This is a genomic window from Amycolatopsis samaneae, assembly GCF_039541975.1.
Lineage (GTDB): Bacteria > Actinomycetota > Actinomycetes > Mycobacteriales > Pseudonocardiaceae > Amycolatopsis > Amycolatopsis samaneae.
Genome location: NZ_BAABHG010000032.1, coordinates 14,458 through 34,274, shown reverse-complemented (window position 1 = coordinate 34,274; position 19,817 = coordinate 14,458). Strand labels below are relative to the sequence as shown.

General features: G+C 70.6%; 22 protein-coding genes. 12 read left to right on the top strand and 10 right to left on the bottom strand.

Going from position 1 to position 19,817, the window contains the following annotated elements; translation table 11 throughout:
- The first annotated feature begins 199 nt into the window (after window positions 1–199).
- From ABD987_RS44110 to ABD987_RS44705, 4 genes are read left to right on the top strand one after another with little or no spacing between them, the layout of a single operon-like run.
- Window positions 200–988 carry a helix-turn-helix domain-containing protein gene (locus ABD987_RS44110; protein ID WP_345408948.1) on the top strand — a complete coding sequence of 263 codons (789 nt, stop codon included), beginning with the start codon at window positions 200–202 and terminating at the stop codon, window positions 986–988.
- Window positions 973–1,155 carry a DUF397 domain-containing protein gene (locus ABD987_RS44105; protein ID WP_345408946.1) on the top strand — a complete coding sequence of 61 codons (183 nt, stop codon included), beginning with the start codon at window positions 973–975 and terminating at the stop codon, window positions 1,153–1,155. Before ABD987_RS44110 ends, ABD987_RS44105 begins: the two co-directional genes overlap by 16 nt.
- 16 nt (window positions 1,156–1,171) lie before the next feature.
- A complete protein-coding gene (locus ABD987_RS44100) occupies window positions 1,172–1,354 on the top strand; it encodes a DUF397 domain-containing protein (RefSeq protein ID WP_345408944.1) in 183 nt (60 codons plus the stop codon).
- Window positions 1,269–1,586 (top strand): DUF397 domain-containing protein, encoded by a 318-nt coding sequence (locus ABD987_RS44705; protein ID WP_378273112.1) that lies wholly within the window; start codon window positions 1,269–1,271, stop codon window positions 1,584–1,586. Before ABD987_RS44100 ends, ABD987_RS44705 begins: the two co-directional genes overlap by 86 nt.
- Before the next feature lie 9 nt (window positions 1,587–1,595).
- On the opposite strand, the gene ABD987_RS44090 is transcribed toward ABD987_RS44705, so the two are convergent.
- The 5 genes from ABD987_RS44090 to ABD987_RS44070 all read right to left on the bottom strand — a co-directional run bounded on the left by ABD987_RS44090 (window position 1,596) and on the right by ABD987_RS44070 (window position 5,793).
- The gene (locus tag ABD987_RS44090) at window positions 1,596–2,624 is read right to left on the bottom strand and encodes an alpha/beta hydrolase family protein (RefSeq protein WP_345408942.1); all 1,029 of its coding nucleotides are present in this window, start codon (window positions 2,622–2,624) and stop codon (window positions 1,596–1,598) included.
- A gap of 13 nt (window positions 2,625–2,637) precedes the next feature.
- Window positions 2,638–2,988 carry a hypothetical protein gene (locus ABD987_RS44085; RefSeq protein ID WP_345408940.1) on the bottom strand — a complete coding sequence of 117 codons (351 nt, stop codon included), beginning with the start codon at window positions 2,986–2,988 and terminating at the stop codon, window positions 2,638–2,640.
- 14 nt (window positions 2,989–3,002) lie between these two features.
- Window positions 3,003–3,503: a TetR/AcrR family transcriptional regulator gene (locus ABD987_RS44080; protein ID WP_345408938.1), complete on the bottom strand. Its 501-nt coding sequence runs from the start codon at window positions 3,501–3,503 to the stop codon at window positions 3,003–3,005.
- A gap of 123 nt (window positions 3,504–3,626) precedes the next feature.
- Entirely contained in the window at window positions 3,627–4,553 is a 927-nt protein-coding gene (locus ABD987_RS44075; protein WP_345408936.1) for an L-tyrosine/L-tryptophan isonitrile synthase family protein, read from the bottom strand.
- Window positions 4,554–4,578: 25 nt separating this feature from the next.
- Window positions 4,579–5,793: a cytochrome P450 family protein gene (locus ABD987_RS44070; RefSeq protein WP_345408934.1), complete on the bottom strand. Its 1,215-nt coding sequence runs from the start codon at window positions 5,791–5,793 to the stop codon at window positions 4,579–4,581.
- A 179-nt stretch (window positions 5,794–5,972) separates the two neighbouring features.
- Here ABD987_RS44070 and ABD987_RS44065 point away from each other — a divergent pair, with 179 nt between their 5' ends.
- Genes ABD987_RS44065 through ABD987_RS44055 form a run of 3 tightly spaced genes read left to right on the top strand, consistent with a single transcriptional unit; the run spans window position 5,973 to window position 8,844 of the window.
- On the top strand, window positions 5,973–7,004 hold the full coding sequence (locus ABD987_RS44065) for an ABC transporter substrate-binding protein (RefSeq protein WP_345408932.1): 1,032 nt from the start codon (window positions 5,973–5,975) through the stop codon (window positions 7,002–7,004).
- Complete coding sequence (locus ABD987_RS44060) at window positions 7,001–8,068, top strand: FecCD family ABC transporter permease (protein WP_345408930.1); 1,068 nt, start codon at window positions 7,001–7,003, stop codon at window positions 8,066–8,068. The genes ABD987_RS44065 and ABD987_RS44060 overlap by 4 nt, the downstream gene beginning before the upstream one ends.
- A complete protein-coding gene (locus ABD987_RS44055) occupies window positions 8,065–8,844 on the top strand; it encodes an ABC transporter ATP-binding protein (RefSeq protein ID WP_345408928.1) in 780 nt (259 codons plus the stop codon). Before ABD987_RS44060 ends, ABD987_RS44055 begins: the two co-directional genes overlap by 4 nt.
- A gap of 58 nt (window positions 8,845–8,902) precedes the next feature.
- Here ABD987_RS44055 and ABD987_RS44050 read toward each other — a convergent pair whose 3' ends face one another.
- Window positions 8,903–10,807, bottom strand: coding sequence for a M64 family metallopeptidase (locus ABD987_RS44050; RefSeq protein ID WP_345408926.1), 1,905 nt, complete (start codon window positions 10,805–10,807; stop codon window positions 8,903–8,905).
- Window positions 10,808–10,811: 4 nt separating this feature from the next.
- Window positions 10,812–11,717, bottom strand: coding sequence for a helix-turn-helix domain-containing protein (locus ABD987_RS44045; RefSeq protein ID WP_345408924.1), 906 nt, complete (start codon window positions 11,715–11,717; stop codon window positions 10,812–10,814).
- Between the two features lie 102 nt (window positions 11,718–11,819).
- Here ABD987_RS44045 and ABD987_RS44040 point away from each other — a divergent pair, with 102 nt between their 5' ends.
- The gene (locus tag ABD987_RS44040; RefSeq protein ID WP_345408921.1) at window positions 11,820–13,217 is read left to right on the top strand and encodes an MFS transporter; all 1,398 of its coding nucleotides are present in this window, start codon (window positions 11,820–11,822) and stop codon (window positions 13,215–13,217) included.
- Window positions 13,207–14,019 (top strand): MerR family transcriptional regulator, encoded by an 813-nt coding sequence (locus ABD987_RS44035; RefSeq protein ID WP_345408919.1) that lies wholly within the window; start codon window positions 13,207–13,209, stop codon window positions 14,017–14,019. Before ABD987_RS44040 ends, ABD987_RS44035 begins: the two co-directional genes overlap by 11 nt.
- Window positions 14,020–14,024: 5 nt before the next feature.
- Here the strand turns inward: ABD987_RS44035 and ABD987_RS44030 are convergent, their stop codons facing one another.
- Both ABD987_RS44030 and ABD987_RS44025 read right to left on the bottom strand, forming a co-directional pair.
- Window positions 14,025–14,471, bottom strand: a complete 447-nt coding sequence (locus tag ABD987_RS44030) for a pyridoxamine 5'-phosphate oxidase family protein (RefSeq protein WP_345408917.1) — start codon at window positions 14,469–14,471, stop codon at window positions 14,025–14,027.
- A gap of 4 nt (window positions 14,472–14,475) precedes the next feature.
- Window positions 14,476–15,384 (bottom strand): NmrA family NAD(P)-binding protein, encoded by a 909-nt coding sequence (locus tag ABD987_RS44025; RefSeq protein WP_345408915.1) that lies wholly within the window; start codon window positions 15,382–15,384, stop codon window positions 14,476–14,478.
- 117 nt (window positions 15,385–15,501) lie between these two features.
- On the opposite strand from ABD987_RS44025, the gene ABD987_RS44020 reads away from it, so the two are divergent.
- Complete coding sequence (locus ABD987_RS44020; RefSeq protein WP_345408913.1) at window positions 15,502–16,305, top strand: helix-turn-helix domain-containing protein; 804 nt, start codon at window positions 15,502–15,504, stop codon at window positions 16,303–16,305.
- A gap of 112 nt (window positions 16,306–16,417) precedes the next feature.
- Window positions 16,418–16,834, top strand: a complete 417-nt coding sequence (locus tag ABD987_RS44015) for a VOC family protein (protein WP_345408911.1) — start codon at window positions 16,418–16,420, stop codon at window positions 16,832–16,834.
- Between the two features lie 130 nt (window positions 16,835–16,964).
- Here the strand turns inward: ABD987_RS44015 and ABD987_RS44010 are convergent, their stop codons facing one another.
- The gene (locus ABD987_RS44010) at window positions 16,965–18,236 is read right to left on the bottom strand and encodes an HNH endonuclease signature motif containing protein (RefSeq protein ID WP_345408909.1); all 1,272 of its coding nucleotides are present in this window, start codon (window positions 18,234–18,236) and stop codon (window positions 16,965–16,967) included.
- 617 nt (window positions 18,237–18,853) lie between these two features.
- Here ABD987_RS44010 and ABD987_RS44005 point away from each other — a divergent pair.
- Entirely contained in the window at window positions 18,854–19,783 is a 930-nt protein-coding gene (locus ABD987_RS44005; RefSeq protein WP_345408907.1) for a hypothetical protein, read from the top strand.
- Window positions 19,784–19,817 lie beyond the last annotated feature (34 nt).

The window sequence follows — 19,817 nt, the reverse complement described above, 5'->3', positions numbered from 1 at the left end:
GCCGCGCCCACCGCCGGAGCGTCTCGCGTTCCTCATCGGTCAACACCACAGCGGCCACCGGCCGACCCCTACCCGCCATCCGTCAACCCTACAATTAATCAACGAACTTCAGACGCAGGACACTAGGATGACAATCAGTGACACGATATAGGCAGTACGTGATCGCTTCCCAGTCATCACCCAACGATGTGAGATGGTCATGGCACGCAAACGTCGCACCGCACTGGAAGCATGGGGCCGCGAACTGGCGCTGGCCAGGGACGGAAAGTCGCTCAGCCAGGAGGAACTGGCCAAGGCCGTGTTCATGTCCCAGTCGCTCGTCGCGATGTGGGAGACCGGGAAACGCACCCCGAAAGCCGACGACCTCGCCCGCTGCGAGGAAATCCTTGGTACCAATGGTTTTCTCTCGCGAATGCTCGCCGAACTGGCGGCACGGGAGGTTGCGCACGAATGGCTGGACCAGTGGATCGCGGTGGAGGAACGCGCCACTACCCTGCTGACATTTGAATCAATTATCGTCCCAGGGCTGCTACAGACTCCGGACTACGCGCGGGCGATTCTGGACTCCGAGGAGCTGGTGGCCGCTCGGCTGGAACGTCAGCGGGTGCTCGACGAAGGTGAGCCACCGATGTTGGTGGCGCTGCTAGCCGAGGCTGTGCTTCGCCAGCAGGTCGGCGGCGCCGAGGTACTGCGCGAGCAGCTACGACATCTGGCGGAGATGGCGCAGCGGCGCACCATCTCGGTGCAGGTCGTGCCGCCGGATGCCCCGGCCTGCGCCAAGTTCGCTGGGCCGTTCGTCGTGGCCAGCCTCGACGGTGCCCCTGACGTGGCGTATGTTGACAATCAACTTCGCGGAGAGGTCGTCGAGGGTCATGCCGACGTGGCGGCCCTACGCCGGATGTTTGAGTACTTCCGCGCGGACGCCCTCTCCCACCGGGAGACCATAGACCTGATCGAGAAGGCGGCGGACCAGTGCACTACCCCCTGACTTGGCGGAAGTCCTCCTACAGCTCGTCCAACGGCGGGAACTGTGTGGAGGTCGCGTATCAGCCGGGCCATACGCATGTCCGTGACTCCAAGGCTCCGGACACCGGCAGTCTCACCGTAACCGCCGCTGCCTGGCGTACTTTCACCAGCACCCTGCGCCCTCGGTAGAGAAAGCGGTGGACCAGTGCGGCATCCTTTGACCTGGCGGAAGTCCTCCTACAGTACGTCCAACGGCGGTACCTGCGTGGAGGTCGCGCACCAGCCTGGCCGGGCTCATGTTCGTGATTCGAAGACTCCGGACGCTGGCAGCCTCACCGTCACTGCCGCCGCCTGGCGTACTTTCACCACCACCCTGCGTCCTCGGTAGAGAAAGCGGCGGACCAGTGCACTACCCCCTGACTTGGCGGAAGTCCTCCTACAGCTCGTCCAACGGCGGCGACTGTGTGGAGGTCGCGCGCCAGCCGGGCCATGCGCATGTCCGCGATTCCAAGACTCCGGACTCCGGCAGCCTCGCTGTCACCGCTGCCGCTTGGCGTACCTTCACCACCACCCTGCGCCCCCGGACGGTACCGGCCAGCCCGGGGCCGACCGTCGCTTGACCTGGACGCTCAGCGCCCCGCGAACCGGTGCAGGGCGTCGAGCACGGCCGGGGCGAGGGTGTCCGGGTGGCCGGCGTCGTGCAGCAGATGGTCCACTCCGGACAGTGGCACCCGGCCCGGTCCGCCGGTGTGCGCGCGGCGCAGGGCGGCGGTCAGTGCGTCGGTTGTGGCGCAAGGGACCTGGGCGTCGTTCGTGCCGCAGGTCAGCAGCACCCTGGTGCCCGGCCGAAGAGCCGCGGCGGCGTCCGGCGGGTATACGGCGTCGTCGCTGTCCACGAACCGGCCGTTCGGTCCTTGGAAGGCCTCGAAGAGCCGGGCGACCGCGGGCGGCAGGTCGGTGGTGTCGACCGGCCGGTGTTCGCGCAGGGCGGTGACGGCGGCGTCGATCGCCGCGTCGATCGTGCGCTGCCGCTCCGGGGTCAACTGGCCCTGCCGGGCCGCCTCGGCGATCTGGGCGTGCAGTTGCATCGCGACCAGGTCCAGCAGGCGGATCGCCTGCGGTTGCAGCAGTGCCAGGCCGGCCGGGCGCGGACGGACGGTGCCGCCGAGCAGCAGTCCGGTCATGGCGCCCTCGCTGTGCCCGGCGACCAGCAGCGCGTGCGGGTCGGTCTCCGGTTGGTCGCGCAACGACTCGTAGGCGGCCCTGGCCTGGCGGACGAACGCCGGGTAGTCGAGTTCTTCCGGGCGATCGCGGTAGGCGCCGAGCCCGGTGCGGCCGGTGCCGTACTTGTCGAACCGCAGCGTGGCGACCCGATCGTCGCCGAGCGCGTGAGCCAGCTGCGCCAGGGTGTTCGAGGGGGACGCGGGTGGCTGGTTGCCGTCGCGGTCGGTGGGTCCGCTGCCGGGCAGCAGCAGTGCGGCACGCAGCCGGTGCCCGGCACGGTGCTCGGGAACGTGCAGGGTGCCGTAGGTGATCGTCCCGTCGACGGTGAAGACGACCTCGCGGTCGGCGGCGGGCACGAGGCGGGGTGTCGCCTCGGCCGGGGTGGCGGTCGCGACGGCCAACGCCAGCGCGATCGCGGCGGGGAGGGGGAACATCGGCCTGCCTTCTTCAGCTCAGGGCGTTCTCGACCAGCGCGACGGTCGCACGGGGGTTGTCGACCTGGACGACCAGGCGGCTGTAGCGCTCGTCGGCGAGTTCGATCACGACGGCCTTCGACGGATCTTTGACGTCCCAGAAGACCTTTTCGCCGTCGAGGTGGAACGTGCCCGCCGTGATCACGCCGGGCACCCGGGCGCCCGGCGCGCGGATCCCCTTGGGATCGGCGGTGATGCCGGGGTCGGCGGTCGCGCCACGGACGTTGACCAGCGGGATGGTCAGGCTGCTCTTGAAGGCCCAGAGCTTGTCGAGACCCTTGATCACGACGACGAGGTCGTCGCCGTCGATGCGGACCAGTGCCATATCGGTTTTCCTTGTCAGTGAAGAGGATCGAGGCGTTGGGTCAGTGCGGTGCCGACACCGCCGGGGTTGCCGCGCAGGAGGATGCCCAGTGCGGTGGCGGTGAGGGCGGCGGCCAGCTCGGCGGGAATGGCGAGCGCGTCGGCGATCGCCTGGTCGATGGCGAGCAGCGCGGCCTCCACTTCGGCGGCGACCTCCTCGTCGGCCGGTGCCCGTTCGACCGCCGCGAGCAGCAGCAGACCGAGGTCGGCCGACGTGACGAGTCGCAGCGCGGTCGCGGTATCCGATGCCGCGGCGAGCGCGTCGCACAGGCGACGGACGTCGTCGGCGAGGTGGCGGCGCAGAGCGGCCAGGTAGAGGCCGCGCTTGCTGCCGAACGTCTTGTACAGGCTGTTGCGGTGCACGCCGAGGTGGGCGACCAGGTCGTCGACGGATACCCCGTCGTACGCGCGGCCGCCGAACAGCCCCACGGCGGCGCGTACCGCTTCGTCCTCGTCGAACGCCCTTGGCCTGCCCATGACACGACCGTAGACCGTTGAGGAACGATCAGTCAAGAACGATCGTTCCTCAACGGGTCGACGACAGGCAGGACGATGCGCGCGGGCGGTGAGCGCCTCCGCCGGCGGCCCGGATTGCCGCCCTCAGCCGACGTAGTGGCTGGGGCGGCCGTCGCGGCGGACGAGCGTGCCCAGCGCGCGGGCGCGGTGGTGCGGCAACAACACGGGCGTACCGTCCGCGCGGCGCAGGACACAGGAATGCCACGGCGTCGTCCACTGGTCCTCGATGTCGAGCAGCCGGATGCCGAACTTCGCGGAACCGGCGGGCTGCGGATGGATCGAGAGCCGCACCGAGCGGGGGAACTGGGTGGCAATCAAGCCGCTCCACGCGATACTGCGCTGGATGACGCCGTACGCGCGGCGGCGGCATTCGCGTTGCAGTGCGGATTTCGTGCCGGTGTGCCCGGCGGTGTCCTCGACAAGGAACCGCGTGATGCCCCGGTAGAGCCGGGCGACGTTCTCCTCGCGGCGGACCATCGCGCGGAGATCGTCCACGGCGGGCGCGAATTCCTCGTGTACCCGCCGCCGTTTCTCGTCGTAGCCGAGTTCGCCGAGGACGTCGCCGAGGTCGAACGTCGTCAGCCGGGTCCGGTGCTCCCGGCGGATCATCGCGCGCAGCTCGGTCCCGTAGGCGTCGATGGTGGCGTCCGCGACGCCGACGTGATCACCGAAGATGTGGCCGTCCGAGCAGATCAGCATCCGCGCGCCCGGCGGATAGACCGCCTCGATGACGGAACACAGCTCGTCGAGAAAGCGCAGGGAAAGCCGCTCGCCTTCGTCCGGCAGTGGGCCGAGCACCTTGGCCGGGTTCGGCGACTTGCACGGGAATCCGGGCAGGGTGAACAGGATCGGCTCGCCGGTGCGGACGAACGCGGCGAGCTGCGCCAGCTGCGGTCCGAACGCCTCCGGTGCCGGGGCGTCGTCGCCCGGTGAGTGCCTGCGGTGGGGCAGCAGCAGGCGCAGGACGTCCACGGTCGTTCTCTCCACAGTGGACGGTGTGGCGACGAGCACGGGGTCTCCTCGGCGGGGGTGAGCTTCAGCGGCGGCGGTCATAGGTGACGGGCAGGCACCGCACACCCCGGGCGAGCACGGCGGGGACCCACGCGATGTCGGAGGGATCCCCGGCGAACCGCAGGCCGGGCAGCCTGCGCAGCAGCGTGCCCAGCGCGATCTGGAGTTCGGCGCGGGCGAGCGCGGCGCCGGGGCAGAAGTGGATGCCGTGCCCGAAGGCCAGATGCGGATTGGGGGAGCGGGTGAGGTCGAGTTCGTCGGCGTCCTCGAAGCGCCGGGGGTCCCGGTTGGCCGCGCACAGCGAGACGATCACCGAATCGCCCGCGGGGATCCGGGTGCCGTGCAGATCGCTGTCCTCGGCGAAGAACCGCCAGGTCGTCAGCTCGAACGCGGAGTCGAACCGCAGCAGTTCCTCCACCGCCGAGGGCAGCAGCTCCGGGGCGTCGCGGAGTTCGGCGAGCTTTTCCGGATGCCGCAGCAACGTCATGAGCGCGGTGCCGAGCTGGTTGGTCACCGGCTCCTGCCCGGCCACGAGCAGCTGGAACACCATGGAATCCAGCTCCTCCACGGTCAGCGTGCCCTCGTCCTGGGCACGCACGAGGCTGCTCAGCAGGTCCTCGCCGGGGTTGGCGCGCTTGTCCGCGGTGACCTCGGCGATGTAGCCCTGCAACCCGCGCAGCAGCCCCTCGTACCGCGGCCTGCCCGGATCGGCGGGCCCCACCGGCGCGACGACCTGGCCCCATTCGCGGCGAAACGCCTTCGCGAGCACCGGCGGCAGCCCGATCACCTCGGCGAGCACCCGGAACGGGAAATGCGCGGCGAACCCGGCGATGAGATCGGCGGGCCCTTCGGCGGGGAGCGCGTCGACCAGTTCGTCGGCCAGTTCCTGGAACCGCGGCCGCAGGCCCTCGATCCGCTGCGGCGCGAACCAGGTCAGAACCGGCTTACGCATCTCCGTGTGCTTCGGCGGATCCTGGTGCAGCAGGTGGACCTGGAGCTGGGAGTGCTGGGGTGCCGGCATGATCGACGCGCGGGCGCGCCACCGGTCGTTGCCCCGCGAGTGGTGCTTGCCGAGGCGCTTGTCGTTCAGCGCCGCGTGCGCGGCGTCGTAGCCGGTGACGAGCCAGGCGTGCACGCCGCTCGGGAACTCGACGGCGTGCACCGGGCACTGCTCGCGGAGTTCGGCGTACAGCGGGTAGGGGTCGGTCTTGTACTCGGTGCCGGACAACGGGACGGGCACGCTCTCTCCTCGCCGTCGAAGGTCGTTCGCGGCAGAAGTCGCGGCGGCGGCGGGGAAAGTTCCCGATCTGGGGACGGAAAGCGGCGCGGGTCACAGACCGTGCCCGAAATTCCGGGAACTTCGCCCCTCGTTCGTGCGACTTGTGGACTGACAACGAATGTCTCGTGAGGAGTTCCGCGGTGCGTACAGCTCATTCGTCGCCGAAGCCGAGGCGGCTGGCAGCGCTGGTCCTGGTGGCCGGACTGTCCCTGAGTGCCTGCGCGGGGGAGTCCGCGACCCCGGCCGCCGCGCCCTCGTCCGGAATGGACATGGGCGGCAAGAAGGCGGGGCACGGCGCGCCACCGGCCTGTCCGCCGTTGCCCCGGTTGGACGCGCCGCCGAAGCGGATCGTCACGATGGACGGCGGGGCCGCCGCCATCCTCACCGAACTCGGGCTCGGCGACCGGATCGTCGGCACCGCGGCGCCCGACTTCTTCGCCGCCTTCCCGCCGGAGAAGAAGGCCGTGCTGGACCGGATCCCGGTGCTCGATCCCGGTCAGGGCAACGCGGAGAAGGTGATCGACGCGCGTCCGGACCTCGTCGTCGGCATCTCGACCTACAGCTTCGGCGGGTTCGACGGCACGCCGACGGTCGACCGGCTGGCGCAGGCCGGGGCGAAGACACTGGCGGCCTGCAAACCGTCCGGTGGCCCGGTGAAGGACCTGTCCGTCACCACGAAGTTCGTCACCGACGCCGCGAAGGTGCTGGGCGTCGCGGAGCAGGGGGAGCAGCTCGCCGCGCGGATCCAGTCCGCTGTGGACAGTGCGAAGGGGGCAGGGGGCGCGCCGGTGCGGACGCTCGTGGTCTCCCGGGCGCCCGCGGCGGGCCAGCCGGTGGTGACCCAGGGCGGGACCAGCCTGGCCACCGGCGCGATCACCCTGGCCGGGGGTAAGAACATCGCTGAGGACACCACGACCGACTTCGCGAGCCTCAGCGCCGAGGAACTCGTGGCACGGGACCCGCAGGCGATCGTGGTGCTCTCCGGGTTCGCGCCGGAGAGCGACGCCGACCTGGTCGCGGCGGTCCGCGCGAGCCCGGTGCTGGCCGGGAGCACCGCCGTACGGGAGAACCGCGTTGTGGTCGTGCCGCAGAGCATCCTGCTCTCGCCCAGCGTCCTCAATGGACAGGCGGTGGCGACGATCGCCGCCGCGTTGCGCAAAACCGCGACGTGAGCACGGTCGCGCCGCAGCGGTCGCCGCTGCTCGCGCGGGTGAACATTCCGCTGCTCGCGGGCGTTCTCCTGCTGCTCGTGCTCGGTTCGATGGTGCTCGCGGTCGGGCTGGGCCCGGTGTCGGTGCCGCCCGGTGAGGTCGCGGGGATCCTCGCGCGTCATCTCTTCGGCGGCGGTGGCGCGCCGGGCCGGTACGACTTCATCGTGTGGGAGCTGCGCGCGCCCCGCGTCGTCGAAGGGGCGTTCGTGGGCGCCGGGCTCGCGGTGGCCGGGGTGCTGACCCAGGCGATGACGCGCAATCCGCTCGGCGATCCGTACGTGCTGGGGCTTTCCTCGGGCGCGGCGGTCGGGGCGGTCCTGGTGATCACCACGATCGGCTCGGCCGTGCTCGGTCTCGTCACGCTGCCCGCGGCGGCGTTCGCCGGGGCGCTGCTCGCCGCGACCGGGGTGTTCCTGCTGGCGCGGGCGGGCGGGCGCGCGTCGCCGGGCCGGATGGTGATGGCGGGCATCGCGCTCGCCCAGCTGCTGTCCGGCGTCGTCTCGTTTCTGTTGCTGCGTACCAAGAATCCCGAGGCACAGCAACAGGTCCTGTTCTGGCTGCTGGGCAGCCTCGCCGGGGCGCAGTGGCCGCTGACGCTGGCCTGCATGGTGCTCGTCGGTGTCCTGCTGGTGCTCTCGGCGGCCGGAGCGGGACGGCTCAACCTGCTCGTCCTCGGCGACGACGGCGCCGCGGCGCTCGGTCTGCACGCGGCCCGGTTCCGACTGCTGCTGCTCGTGGTGGTGACACTGCTGACCGGCACGGTGGTCGCGGTGTCGGGCAGCATCGGGTTCGTCGGGCTGGTGGTGCCGAACCTGAGCCGGTTGCTCGTCGGCGCGGATCACCGTCGCTCGCTGCCGGTGTCGGCGCTGCTCGGCGCGCTCGTGCTGGTCTGGGCCGACACCGCGGCCCGGCTCGTCCTCGCGCCGACCGAACTGCCGATCGGCATTCTCACCGCCGCTGTCGGCGTCCCGGTGTTCCTGTTCGTGCTGCGGCGCAGCTCGGCCGGGGTGGTGGGGCTGTCGTGAAGCTGACCTTCGCCGGTGTCAGCGCCGGATACACCGAAATCCCGGCGGTGCGCGACGCCTCGGTCACCCTTGCCGACGGTTCGTTCGTCGCGCTGGTCGGCCCCAACGGCAGCGGGAAGTCGACCCTGCTCAAGACCGTTTACCGGGCGCTCAAGCCGTCGGCCGGGCGGGTGCTGCTCGGCTCGGAAGATCTCTGGCGGCTGCCCCGTCGCGAGGTCGCGCGGACCGTGGGCGTCCTCGGCCAGGAGGCGCCGGGCGGCCACGACTTCACCGTGCGCGAATCGGTGGCGCTGGGACGGTATCCGCATCACGGCACGTTCGCCCGGCTCACCGCGGCGGACGAGGAGATCGTGCGCGACTGTCTCGACCGCTGCGGATGCCTGGACCTGGCGGCGCGCGCACTGTCCACTTTGTCCGGTGGGGAGCGTCAGCGGGTCCTGCTCGCGCGGGCGCTGGCGCAACAGCCGAAGCTGCTGATCCTCGACGAGCCCACCAACCACCTCGACCCCGAACACCAGATCTCCGCGCTGGAACTCGCCGCCTCGCTCGGCGTGACCGTGCTGGCCGCGCTGCACTCGCTCGATCTCGCCGCGCAGTACGCGGACACCGTACTGGTGCTGCGCTCCGGCCGGATCCACCGGGCCGGGCCGCCGCGCGAGGTCTTCGAGCCCGCCCTGCTGCGCGAAGTGTTCACAGTGGACGGTTCCGTGGTGGACGACCCGGTCACCGGCGCCCCCCGCGTCCTGCTGCGCCCCCTCGCCGTCGAAGGTCCGTGAATGCCACATTGAGGGACTCAGAGTCCCTCAATGTGGCATTCACGGACCAACGGGTGGCTCAGCGCGGGGGGAGGAGGGTGACGGTGAAGCGGCCGGTGGCGCCGACGTTTCCGGCCGCGTCGGTCGCGCGGTATTCGACGGTGTGCTTGCCGTAGCCCGGTTTCCGCTCGGTGAACGGGGAGACGGTCAGTCCGCCGGGCCCGAGGTTGCCGTAGGCGAGGCCGTCGATCTCGGTGCCGCGCGCGGTGAACAGGAACGGCGCGTTCGGGTCGGTGGGCCAGCCGTAGTACTTGTGCCAGCCGTCGCCGTCGACCCGGAACTCCGGGATCAGCCGCCCGGCCCGGTCGTCGGCCGCGGTGAGCCGCATGGTGAACGAGCCGTCGAACACGTACTCGGGATCCTCCGCCGTGCCCCCGGTCCGCGTTGCTTCGGACAGAGCCGCTTTCGAGAGGGTGGCCGTCGTGGTGGGAGCCTGGGCGTCCACCGTCCACGACCGGGAGGTGCTCCCGACCGTCGCGGTCAGCGTGTGGGTGCCGGGGGACAGGTGCCGTGCCCCGAGGTCGAAGTCGCGGTCGTTGCCCTCGACCGGCACGGGGACCCCGTCGAGCGTCCAGCGCACGGCCGGGACCGACCCGGTGGGCTGCCCGGTCTCGACGTACACGACGTCGCTAGCGCCGACCGGGTGCTCCGTCGGCGTCGCGTCGGCGATCTCGGGGCCGCCCGCCGGGGGTGTGCGCAGCGAGGTGTCCACGGTCCAGGTGCGGGTCGCGCTCAGCGCGGCGGAGGCGCGGATGGCCGGGTCTCGCACGAAGGCCGTCGGATCGGACACCTTAACCGTCAGCGTGTGCTTACCGTCGGGCAGACCGGCCTTGCGCAGGTCCAGCGCGTGTGCCCGGCCCGGCAGCCGGACGCCGTCGAGTGTCCAGGTCACGTCCAGCGGATGACTCCCCGGATGCGTGACCGTCACCCAGACCACCCGGTCCGCGCCGATCGGCGCCGTGGCCGGGGTGCCGCCGGACAGGATCGGCACCTTCGCCGAGATCCGCTGGGTCATCCGCTCGCGGCTGACCTGGTCGAACGCGTAGCCGAGGGTCTTCATCATCGAATGACGGCTCGGCCGCCACACCCCGGCCTGGGTGTACAGGCCGCCCTCGTACCGGCCGATGGTGCCGCCCGACTCGCTGGGCTCGCCCAGCCACCGCCACCACTTCGCCCGCTGCGCGCGCATCTGCTGCTCGGTGAGCACGGTGTGGTGCACCGACCGGGGTTCGCCGTCGGTGTAGACCCCGCCGGGAACACCGCGCTGGAGATAGTCGTACTCGTCGTCGAGCCCGCCGAGCGAATGCCCGATCTCGTGCGGCGAGATGAGCGCGGACAACGCGTTCCCGCCCGACGCCGTCGCGTACGTGCCACCCGCGCCGCCGTAGGTGCTGCTGTTGCCCAGCGCCAGGATCTGCCGGTTCGCGGTGCTGGTGCCGGGGACCAGATCCGCGTACCGCTTGGCCGCCGCCTCGTCCATGGTGAGCAGCCGCTGGACGCCGTTGGGATCACAGCCGCCCCAGAAACCCATGTTCAGCGGCGTGTTCCGGCGGGGAGAGGACAGGTCGGGGTCACAGTCCACACCGGACTCGGGCGACGCGATCCCCACCGCGTACACGTTGAAATAGCCGCGATAGGACTTGAACGGCTCCAGCGACCAGAGCGTGTTGACGTGCTTTTCCACGTCCGCCAGGAACTTCGGCTGCTCGGCGGCGGTGTACCCGTCACCGAGGACCACCAGGTTGAACCGGGCCGACGGCGACCCGGTGACCTGCACGGGAACGATCGTCGCGCCCGGGGCCGGCGTGGCCTCGGCGGCCGTGGGGACGGCCAGCGGCAGTGTCACCGCCAGCAGCGCCGCGGCGAGTCTCCTGCCCAGTGTTTTCCCGGTACCGCGCGGCATCCGGCCACTCCTGTCGCTCATGGGGTCAGCTCATCCTCGGTGTACCGCACGGCGTTCCCGCCCGGAACCCGCCGGAAGTCGGGTCGAGCGCGGGCGTCGCGGTGCGCGCGAGCAGGGTCAGCGCGTGGTGCGACGCCGAACCGGGCGGCGCGGTCAAGGTGACCAGGACCTGCTCCGGCGCGCGGGCGACGTCGAAGGTCTGCTGGGTGAGGGTGAGCCCGCCGACGAGCGGATGCCGCAGCTCGTACGCGGCGGCCTCGCAGGGCCGGATCCGGTGATCGGCCCACAGGGCCGCGAACTCGGGGCTCTTCATCGACAGCTCGCCGATCAGCGCGGCCAGCGCGCTGTCCTCGGGATAGCGGCCCACGGCCAGCCGCAGGTTCCCGACCACCGCGCGGGCCTTGCGTGGCCAGTCGGCGTACAGCTCGCGGCTGTGCGCGTCGAGGAAGACCATCCTGGCCGTGTTCGGCCGGGTGACCCGGCTTTCGGGCGCGGCGGCGTCGAGGTGCCCGGCCAGCAGCGCGTGCCCGAGCGCGTTCCAGGCCAGCACGTCGGTGCGGCGGCCCTGCACGAGCGCGGGCACGTCGGCCATCAGCCGCAGCAGGTCCAGCGTCGCCGGGCTCACCCGCTCCGGCGCCGGCTTCGCGGCCTTCGCGCGCCGGGGCGTGGTGGCGAGCCTGCGGAGGTGCTCCCGTTCGTCCCGGTCGAGCCGCAGCACCTCGGCGATGGCGTCGAGCACGCCCGGTGAGGCGCCACGGGACTGGCCCTGTTCGAGCCGGGTGTAGTAGGACGCGCTGATGCCCGCGAGCTGGGCGAGCTCCTCCCGCCGCAGGCCAGGGACACGACGGCGCTCGCCCAGCGGGGGCAGGCCGACCTCTTCGGGACGCACCTGCGCCCGGCGGGCCTGGAGGAATTCGCCGAGTGCGTTCATGATCCGAGTATGCGTGCCCCTCGGCGGTGCTAACCAGACCCTGCCAGTCCTAGGAACAGCCGGGTCTGGGTACGCCCCGCCGCCGCGGCCACAGTGGCGTTCATGAACACCACGACGAGCCGGAAGTGGGGGGTGCTGACCGGCGTCGGCATCCTCAGTTTCCTCGGCTGCATCGACCTCACGATCGTCAACACGGCCGCCCCGCAGATCCGCCGCGAGCTGGGCGCGACGGTGACGCAGACCCAGCTGGCGGTCAACGTCTTCGTCGTCGCGCTGTCCATGTTCATGGTGGCCGCGGGCAGGCTGTCCGACCGCTGCGGCCGCCGCCGTGTCCTGTACCTCGGGGCTGTCCTTTTCGGACTGTCGTCGCTCGGCGCCGGGCTGGTGACCGGGGTGGTGCCGCTGATCGTGTTCCGGTTCCTGCAGGGTGCCGCGTGCGCCGTGCTCTACACCAGCTCCAGCACCATCGTCGCGGGCGCGTTCCCCGAGGCACAGCGGGGCAGGGCGATCGGGACGCTGTTCGCGGTCAACGGCATCGGCCTCGCGGCCGGGCCGATGCTCGGCGGGCTGCTCGTCGGCGCGCTCGGCTGGCACTGGGTGTTCCTGGTCAACGTGCCGCTGGTGCTGGTCGCGCTGGCGATCTGCGCGGTCAGCCTCGCGGAGTCGCGGGGCGAGGACGCGGGGCTCGACTGGCCGGGCCTGCTGCTGCTCATGCCCGGCCTGGCCGGGCTGATCTTCGGCGTCACCTTCGACGACACCTACGGCTGGGGCTCGTGGCAGGTGCTCGGCTCGCTCGGGGTCGGCGTCGTGGCGCTGACCGCGTTCGTGCTCGTCGACCGGCGGTCCGCGCATCCGCTGATCCCGTTCCGGCTGCTCGCCGGGCGGCGGTTCCTCAGCGCGGTGACCGCGGAGTTCGCGCTGGCGTTCTTCTACACGACGGCGTTGTTCCTGATGCCGCTGTACCTGAGCGTGGTGCGGGGCGCGGGGGAGCTGGCCATCGGGCTGATGCTGCTGCCCGCCACCGCGACCGTCGCGGTGCTGTCGCCGTTCGCCGGCCGGGTCGTCGACCGTTTCGGTCCGCGCGCCGTGCTGGTGACCGGGTTCGCCGCGTTCGCGGGCTCGGCGCTGCTCCAGTCCCGGTTCGGCGCGGACACCGGGACCGGGTACGTCGTGGTCGCGTTCGTGCTGATGGGCGTCGGCTGGGCGAGCGTGCTCGGGCCGTCCGCGGTCATGGCGCTGTCCGCGGTGCCGCCGGGCTCGTCCGGGCTCGCCGTGGGTGCCAGCTGGACGTTCCACAACTTTGGCGGCGCGATCGGCCTCGCGGTGGGCATGACGGTGTTCCGCGCGTTCGGCGGCGGCGCGCTGAACGCGGCGACGTTCCCCGCCGGGAACCGGGCGGCGATGCTGCTGCTGACGGGTACGTCACTGCTCGCGCTGGTGGTGCTCGTCGCGCTGGGCGGGTCCCGGCGTCGTGCGAGACACTGGGCAGGTGCCGAATGACGCCCCTGCCCAGGAAACCGACGGACTGACCGTGGGCCGCACGGCCACGCTCGTCGGGGTGAGTGTGAAGACGCTGCACCACTGGGACGGCATCGGCCTCGTCCGCCCGAGCGGGCGGACCTGGTCGGGTTACCGGCTGTACTCCGGTGACGACGTCGCCAGGATCCACCGCGTTCTCGTCTACCGGGAGCTGGGCTTTCCGCTCGCCGAGATCGGCCGGCTCCTCGACGACCCGGACGTCGACGCACGGGATCATCTGCGGCGGCAACGGTCCGAGCTGGTGGCGCGCATTTCCCGGCTGGAGACCATGGTCGGCGCGGTCGACCGCATGCTGGAGGCCTCGCGCACCGGGATGCGGCTGACGCCGGAGCAGCAGGTCGAGATCTTCGGCGACGACTGGCAGCCCGGCTGGGTCGACGAGGCCGAGGAACGCTGGGGTGACACCGCGCAGTGGGCGCAGTACGCCGAACGCGCGGCCGAGCGGACACCGGCCGACTGGCAGCGGATCGCGGACACCACCCACGACCTGGAGCGTGACTTCGCCGCGGCGAAACGGGCCGGTGTCGTCCCCGGCTCCGCCGAGGCGACCGCCCTCGCGGAGCGGCATCGCGCGGTGCTCTCCGGGTACTTCGACTGCACGCACGCGATGCAGGCGTGTATCGGGCGGATGTTCGTCGACGACCCCGGGTACGTCTCGCACTACGACGGCCTGGCACCCGGCCTGACCTCGTGGCTGCGTGACGTGATCTTCGCGAACGCCAGGGCACACGGCGTGGACCCGGAGACCGCGACCTGGGAGTGAGCGCGCTACTCGCGTTCCGCCCGGCGCAGCCCGTGCGCCGGGGTCCACCATTCGACGACGAGTTTCGTGGCCTTCTCGTCGAGGTGGGTGTGCACCACCTCGGCGATGTCGGCGCGGAAGCGGTCGCCGTCCTCGGTGGCGGGCCCGGCGATCGCGCGCCCGGAGATCTTCGCCTCGCCCGGCCAGTGCGCCTCGGCACCCTCGACCGGGTCGACCGTGGCGCTGTGCAGGGCGAACCGCGGGTCCCGCCGGAGATCCGCGCCCTTGCGCGCGACCGGCATCGAGCCGAAGGCCAGTTCGCCGTCCTCGAAGTCCGCCTCGATCCCGGAGATCCGGGGCGACCCGTCCGCGCGCAGGGTGGCGATCGTCTTGTGCTTGTGGGCGTCGAACAGCGCCCGCACCCGCCGCGCGAACTCCGGCGCCGCCCGCTCGACGTCGTGCCAGGTCGTCATGCGCTCACGGTACCCGCGAACCCAGTGCGGGAAGCAGCACCTCGGTGACGAAGGTTTCGATACTGGTGGGCGTGGTCGTCCGTGCAGTCCGGGGCTGGCGCGTGGCGGTATGGCCGGAGTTGATGGCGTGCGCGACCTCGACCATGAGGCCGACGACGTTCTCCGACACGCCCGCGCGCCGCTGCTCCGCCGCGAACTCCGCCACCGTCTGCCGGACGTAGCGGAGGTCCGGCCGGGCGGTGAGCGCGCTGATCACGGCGGTGACCTCACGCATGGTCAGGTCACGCTCGCCGTGCAGTTCGAGGATCTCCGGCGTGCCGGGAACGGCGGTGGTTTCGCCGGTCAGACAGCGCGCGGCGGCCCGGCCGATGTCCGCGGCGGCGACGAACGGCAGCGCGATCCCAGGGTCGAACGGCGCGGCGACGACGTGACCGGTGCGGACGTTTTCGAGCTGGCCGAGCAGGTTCTCCATGAAGTACCCGGCCCGCAGATGCCTCACCGCCGCGCCGAGCGTGTTGACGCGCTCTTCGAGGTAGTGCAGCCCGGCCACCGGCCCGGTGCCGCCGGCCTTGTCCGCGCCCCAGCTGCTGAGCGTCACGATCCGTGCCGCTCCGGCCGAGGACAGGGCCGCGGTCATGGCGTCGACGATGGCGCGCTGGTGGGCCGGGAAGTCGGGGCTGTCGGGGATGTAGTTGGGCTGGACCATCAGGTACACGCCGTCCGCGCCCGTGAACGCCTCGGTGAGCGCGGCACGGTCGGTGGGCTCGGCCACGACGGTCCCGGCACCGTCCACGCGCAACGGCTCCAGGGTGCGCGCGCTGCGCCCGATCGCCCGGACCCGTTTTCCCGCACGGAGAAGCTCGTCCACCACCACACGCCCCGTGCGTCCGGTGGCGCCTGTCACCACGTACATGTTTCTCCTGTCCCAGCCGATGTGTCGAACGTTGGCGACGCTACGAGCGCCCCGCCGGTTCGGGGTGGTGCCAGCACACCCAGTCCCGGACCGGCGGCCGCGGGTACCGTGGAGGTGGTGAACCGGTCGCACGCCCTCGGCGAGTTCCTTCGCGCGCGTCGCGCCCTCGTGCGCCCGCGAGACGTCGGACTCGAACCAGGGGGAGCGCGACAGGTCCCCGGGTTGCGTCGCGAGGAGGTCGCGCTCCTGGCCGGGATGAGCACGGACTACTACGTCCAGCTGGAACAGGGCCGGGAGAAGCACCCGTCGTCCTCGGTACTCGACGCGCTCGCCAGGGTCCTGCGGCTCGACGTCGACGGGCGGAAACACCTGCGCGACCTCGCATCCCGCGAAACGGTGCTCCGTGACGCGATCCCCGAACGGGCCCGGGACGCACTCGGCGATCTGGTCCGGCGCTGGCTGGGCGTACCGGCGATGCTGGTCACGCCCTGGATGGACGTGGTCGCCCGCAACGACCTGGCCGACGCGCTCTATGCCGGACTGTCCTTACGCGACAACCTGGCCCGGATGGCTTTCCTCGACGGGGATATCGCCGGGTTCGTGCCCGACACCGACCAGTTAGCTCGCTGCACCGTGGCGACCCTGCGGGCGGCGGCCGGGCCCGGACCGTACGCGCCGCGGATGGCCGAGCTGATCGGCGAGCTGTCCGCGCGCAGCGCGTCGTTCCGCCGCCTCTGGGCACGGCACGACGTCCACCGCAAGGGCAGCGCGGTCAAGCGTTTCCGGCATCCGGTGGCGGGCGACCTCACGGTGCACCAGCACGTGCTGTCCCTCCCCGAGCACCCCGAACTCCAGTTGTGGCTCTATCAGGCCGATCCGGGCTCGGCGTCCGAAGAGGCGCTGCTGCGGCTGGCCGGGTGAGCAGGTGATCGAACGCCTCGTGAAACACGACAGAGGGTGTCGTGTTTCCCTGGGAGGGTGACCGGAACGACCATTGGGCAGGCCGACGGTCACGCCACGGAGGAACGTTCGAATGGGATCTCAGCTCAACCCGTGCATCACGTTCAACGGCAACGCGCGGCAGGCGATGGAGTTCTACCGGGACGTGTTCGGTGGCGATCTCGAAGTGGGCACGGTCGCGGACTTCGGCTCACCGGACTCGGCCGACGGTGACCGGGTCATGCACGCCCGGCTCGACACCGCCGCCGGGTACACGCTGATGGCATGGGACATTCCGGACGACCGGCCGGGGCATCCGCCGTACCGGCCGGGCAACAACGTCGCGGTCTTCCTCGACGGCGACGATGACGAGCTTCGCGACTGTTTCGAGAAACTGTCCGTCGGCGGTACCGTGACGCTGCCCCTGGCAAAGCAGGTGTGGGGAGACGAGGCGGGCTCGCTGGTGGACCGGTTCGGGATCAGCTGGATGTTCAACCTCACGAGCCGGTAGTAGCCGAACTGATTCGGCGAGCACTCCATGCCGGTGGCCCGTACGCTCTCGCCGGAGAAAACAGTGCGCGGTTGCTCGCCTCTGACATGGGGGCCGCGTGGACGCGCCCCGGTGTGTAAGCGCGCGCCGTTCATGGTTGTGACCTCGCTTTCGGTGATGGGTGGTGGAGGTTGTTCCTTCTGGGGCTGCGTAAGGGGTCCACGTAGTCGGGCGGGACGAAGGTGGGTATCCCGTCTTCGGCGATGTGGACTGTCCATGGTGAACTGTGGAGTAGTCGATGATGCGCTGAGCAGAGCAGCACGAGATTCCGGAGAACCGTCAGTCCGCCGTGTGCCCACTCGATCAGGTGGTGGGCATCGCAGTGTCTGGGTTTTCGGTGGCAGCCGGGGAAAGCGCATCCTCGGTCCCGGATGATCAGCGCTTTGCGCAGCGCCGGGGTGACCAAACGCTTCGCCCTGCCCAGATCGAGTGGTTCACCCTTCGAGCCCAGCACTGCGGGGATGATCTGGCAGTCGCAGGCGAGCATCCGTGTCTCGGTGGCGGTCAGTTCGCTGACCATGTCCAGGCAGGCGGTGCCGAGCTTGGTCTTGAGGTCGGTCAGGCTGACCGTGACCACCAGGTGGGCGCGGTCGCCGCCGGGCACGTCCGGCACGTTGGCCAGCATCGCGATGGCCTCACCGAACGCTTCCCCGTACCGCTGGGACGTGGTCCGTAGGTCGGGCCACTTGTCTTCCCCGGCGGGCCGAGGAGTTGCCAGCGGGTCGAGGATGGTGCTCAGCCGGGTCCCGGTGATGGGGTCGAGCTGGCCGTCGATGTCGAACCAGCCGTCCTTCCGTTGCTGCACCCGCAGTTCGGGTTTGCGTTCGGAGGGGTCCGGGTCTTTCGGTTCTTTTCCGTCCTGGTCCATGCGGGCCAGGATCTCGTCGGCGGCTTTGTCGACCTCGTGTGGTGTCGCCTGACGCGCCAGCTCCACCAGGATCTTCTCCGCACTTGATCTGTCCTCTTCGGACACACCTGCTGGAATCTTCTTCAGGAACCCCACAATCCTGCCGATATGGTGTGGTCCGATCTCCCCGGCGAGTGCGGCCGCTCCGGTCGCTGGCGCGGCGGCGGGTGTTTCGGTACCGTCGACGTGACGACCAGGATTCAGTCCACGCGCACGATCAAGATGCTTCTTGGCTTCACCACGCGACATCCGCCCCATGTGTGCGAACCATGCCGCGGTGGACCCGTAGCCGTACAGCTCGGACACCCCGCGAGAATCGACCTCCATCAGCAGCTGGCCGAGTTCGGCGTCCAGGCGCCACAAGGCTTCCAGTCGCGCACGCACCTCATCGGCGAGTTCGCGACCGGACAACCGCCACAGTGGTGGCGATTCCTGGGTGGGCAGGTTCCTGGACACGCCTCCACCTTACGCCGGATATCGAACCTAAGTTCGACACGATCGGGTGAAGTGACCATTCGGGCCCTTTGCTTGTGATGGTGGGTTTGTGGATGATTTTGTTGTGGGAGAAGGGGTTCGGCCGTCGTATGACGAGCTGGTGGCGTGGTGGCGGAGCTTGAGCGTGTGCATGGGGAGGTCGCCGCTTTTGCGTGATGAAGTTGCCTCGATGAAACGTCGTCTGGGATCGAACTCGGGGAATTCCTCGATGTCGCCGTCGGCTGACCGGTTCGGTGAACCGGCACCGTTCGTTGGCGTGTAAGAGAAACCGGTCGACGTGTCTGGCAGTCATCGGGTCAAGCCTTGCGTGGACCTCGTAACTTGTCCTCCTCGGCGCTGTGCGCTACGCGATGCCGCGGGTCGGCGTCGTCGTGGAGCAGGAGGTCCCCGGCTGCCCAGTCGTAGAACTCGGTGTCACTGCGTTGTTCTTTTCACCCCGTCGATGATTCACGGTGGACAGCGACGCAACCAGGCCATGTGCTTCCTGGGAACAACGCACCCACCCCGGCTCGCCCCCCGCTTTCGCCGGAACACTTACATACTCCCGAATTCGCGGGAAATCTGCTCTACTGGCGTTCATGACCGCCTACCTCGGTTCCGGCCCGTACTGCTATGCGAGCTCGCTCGCGATGATGCTGGGGGAGAGTTCGCCGCCACCGCGGGTACTCGAGGTGCTCACCGGCGCGCCGTTCGGGTTCGCGCTGTTCGAAGGCACATTGCCGTTTTTCGATCCGTACGGCTGGTCGCCGGAGATCGGGCTGGACGCCGCGATCGACCTGCTCGGCTGGACCTGTCACCGCAGCGACGGCCGCGACGCCGGTGAGGCGCGGGCGCGGCTGACCGCGGCGCTCGCGGAGGGCCCGGTGCTCGCCGGGCCGCTGGACATGAGCCTGCTGCTCCACCAGCCGGGGACACCGGCCGACTACGTCGCCGACCACTACGTGGTCGTGCTCGCCATCCGGGACGGCACCGTGGTGCTGCACGATCCGCACGGCCATCCGTACGCGACGTTGCCGGTCGGCGCGTTCCTCGACGCCTGGCGTGGTGCGGGAGTGTCCTACCTCGATTCCGGGTATCGGCTGCGCACCGGGTTTTCCGTGCGGGACAAGGTATCCGAGTCCGAGGCGCTGCGCCGATCGCTGCCATCGGCGATCCGGTGGCTGACCGGGCGCGCGGATCTGGCGGTGCCGCCCGGCACGCTGGGTGGCGTGGCGGCCGTCGAGCGCCTCGCCGAGCAGGTCGAAGCGGGGCTCCCGGACGAGATCCACGACCACCTGGTGCACTTCGCCATCCGGCTCGGTGCCCGTCGCCTCGCCGACGCCGCCACCTGCCTGGCCTCGCTCGGGCTGGACGCGGCGGCCGCCGTCGCCACCGGTCAGGCCCGCTTGGCCGGGGCCCTGCAGTACCCGATGGTGACCGGTGATTTCGCGGCGGCCGCGACGATCCTGCGGCAGCTGGCGCCCGGCTACGAAAGGCTCGCCGAGGCTTTGCGCGCCGGCTCGTCCTGACCTACGAGAGCGGGCGGGCGCCGCGCAGTTCGGG

What these genes read in the sequence shown, in the direction of transcription:
- ABD987_RS44005 (WP_345408907.1), top strand. Translation starts at nt 18,854, where the DNA reads ATGACCGCCTACCTCGGTTCCGGCCCGTACTGCTATGCGAGCTCGCTC.
- ABD987_RS44080 (WP_345408938.1), bottom strand. Translation starts at nt 3,503, where the DNA reads ATGGGCAGGCCAAGGGCGTTCGACGAGGACGAAGCGGTACGCGCCGCC.
- ABD987_RS44040 (WP_345408921.1), top strand. Translation starts at nt 11,820, where the DNA reads ATGAACACCACGACGAGCCGGAAGTGGGGGGTGCTGACCGGCGTCGGC.
- ABD987_RS44110 (WP_345408948.1), top strand. Translation starts at nt 200, where the DNA reads ATGGCACGCAAACGTCGCACCGCACTGGAAGCATGGGGCCGCGAACTG.
- ABD987_RS44090 (WP_345408942.1), bottom strand. Translation starts at nt 2,624, where the DNA reads ATGTTCCCCCTCCCCGCCGCGATCGCGCTGGCGTTGGCCGTCGCGACC.
- ABD987_RS44030 (WP_345408917.1), bottom strand. Translation starts at nt 14,471, where the DNA reads ATGACGACCTGGCACGACGTCGAGCGGGCGGCGCCGGAGTTCGCGCGG.
- ABD987_RS44045 (WP_345408924.1), bottom strand. Translation starts at nt 11,717, where the DNA reads ATGAACGCACTCGGCGAATTCCTCCAGGCCCGCCGGGCGCAGGTGCGT.
- ABD987_RS44085 (WP_345408940.1), bottom strand. Translation starts at nt 2,988, where the DNA reads ATGGCACTGGTCCGCATCGACGGCGACGACCTCGTCGTCGTGATCAAG.
- ABD987_RS44050 (WP_345408926.1), bottom strand. Translation starts at nt 10,807, where the DNA reads ATGAGCGACAGGAGTGGCCGGATGCCGCGCGGTACCGGGAAAACACTG.
- ABD987_RS44015 (WP_345408911.1), top strand. Translation starts at nt 16,418, where the DNA reads ATGGGATCTCAGCTCAACCCGTGCATCACGTTCAACGGCAACGCGCGG.
- ABD987_RS44025 (WP_345408915.1), bottom strand. Translation starts at nt 15,384, where the DNA reads ATGTACGTGGTGACAGGCGCCACCGGACGCACGGGGCGTGTGGTGGTG.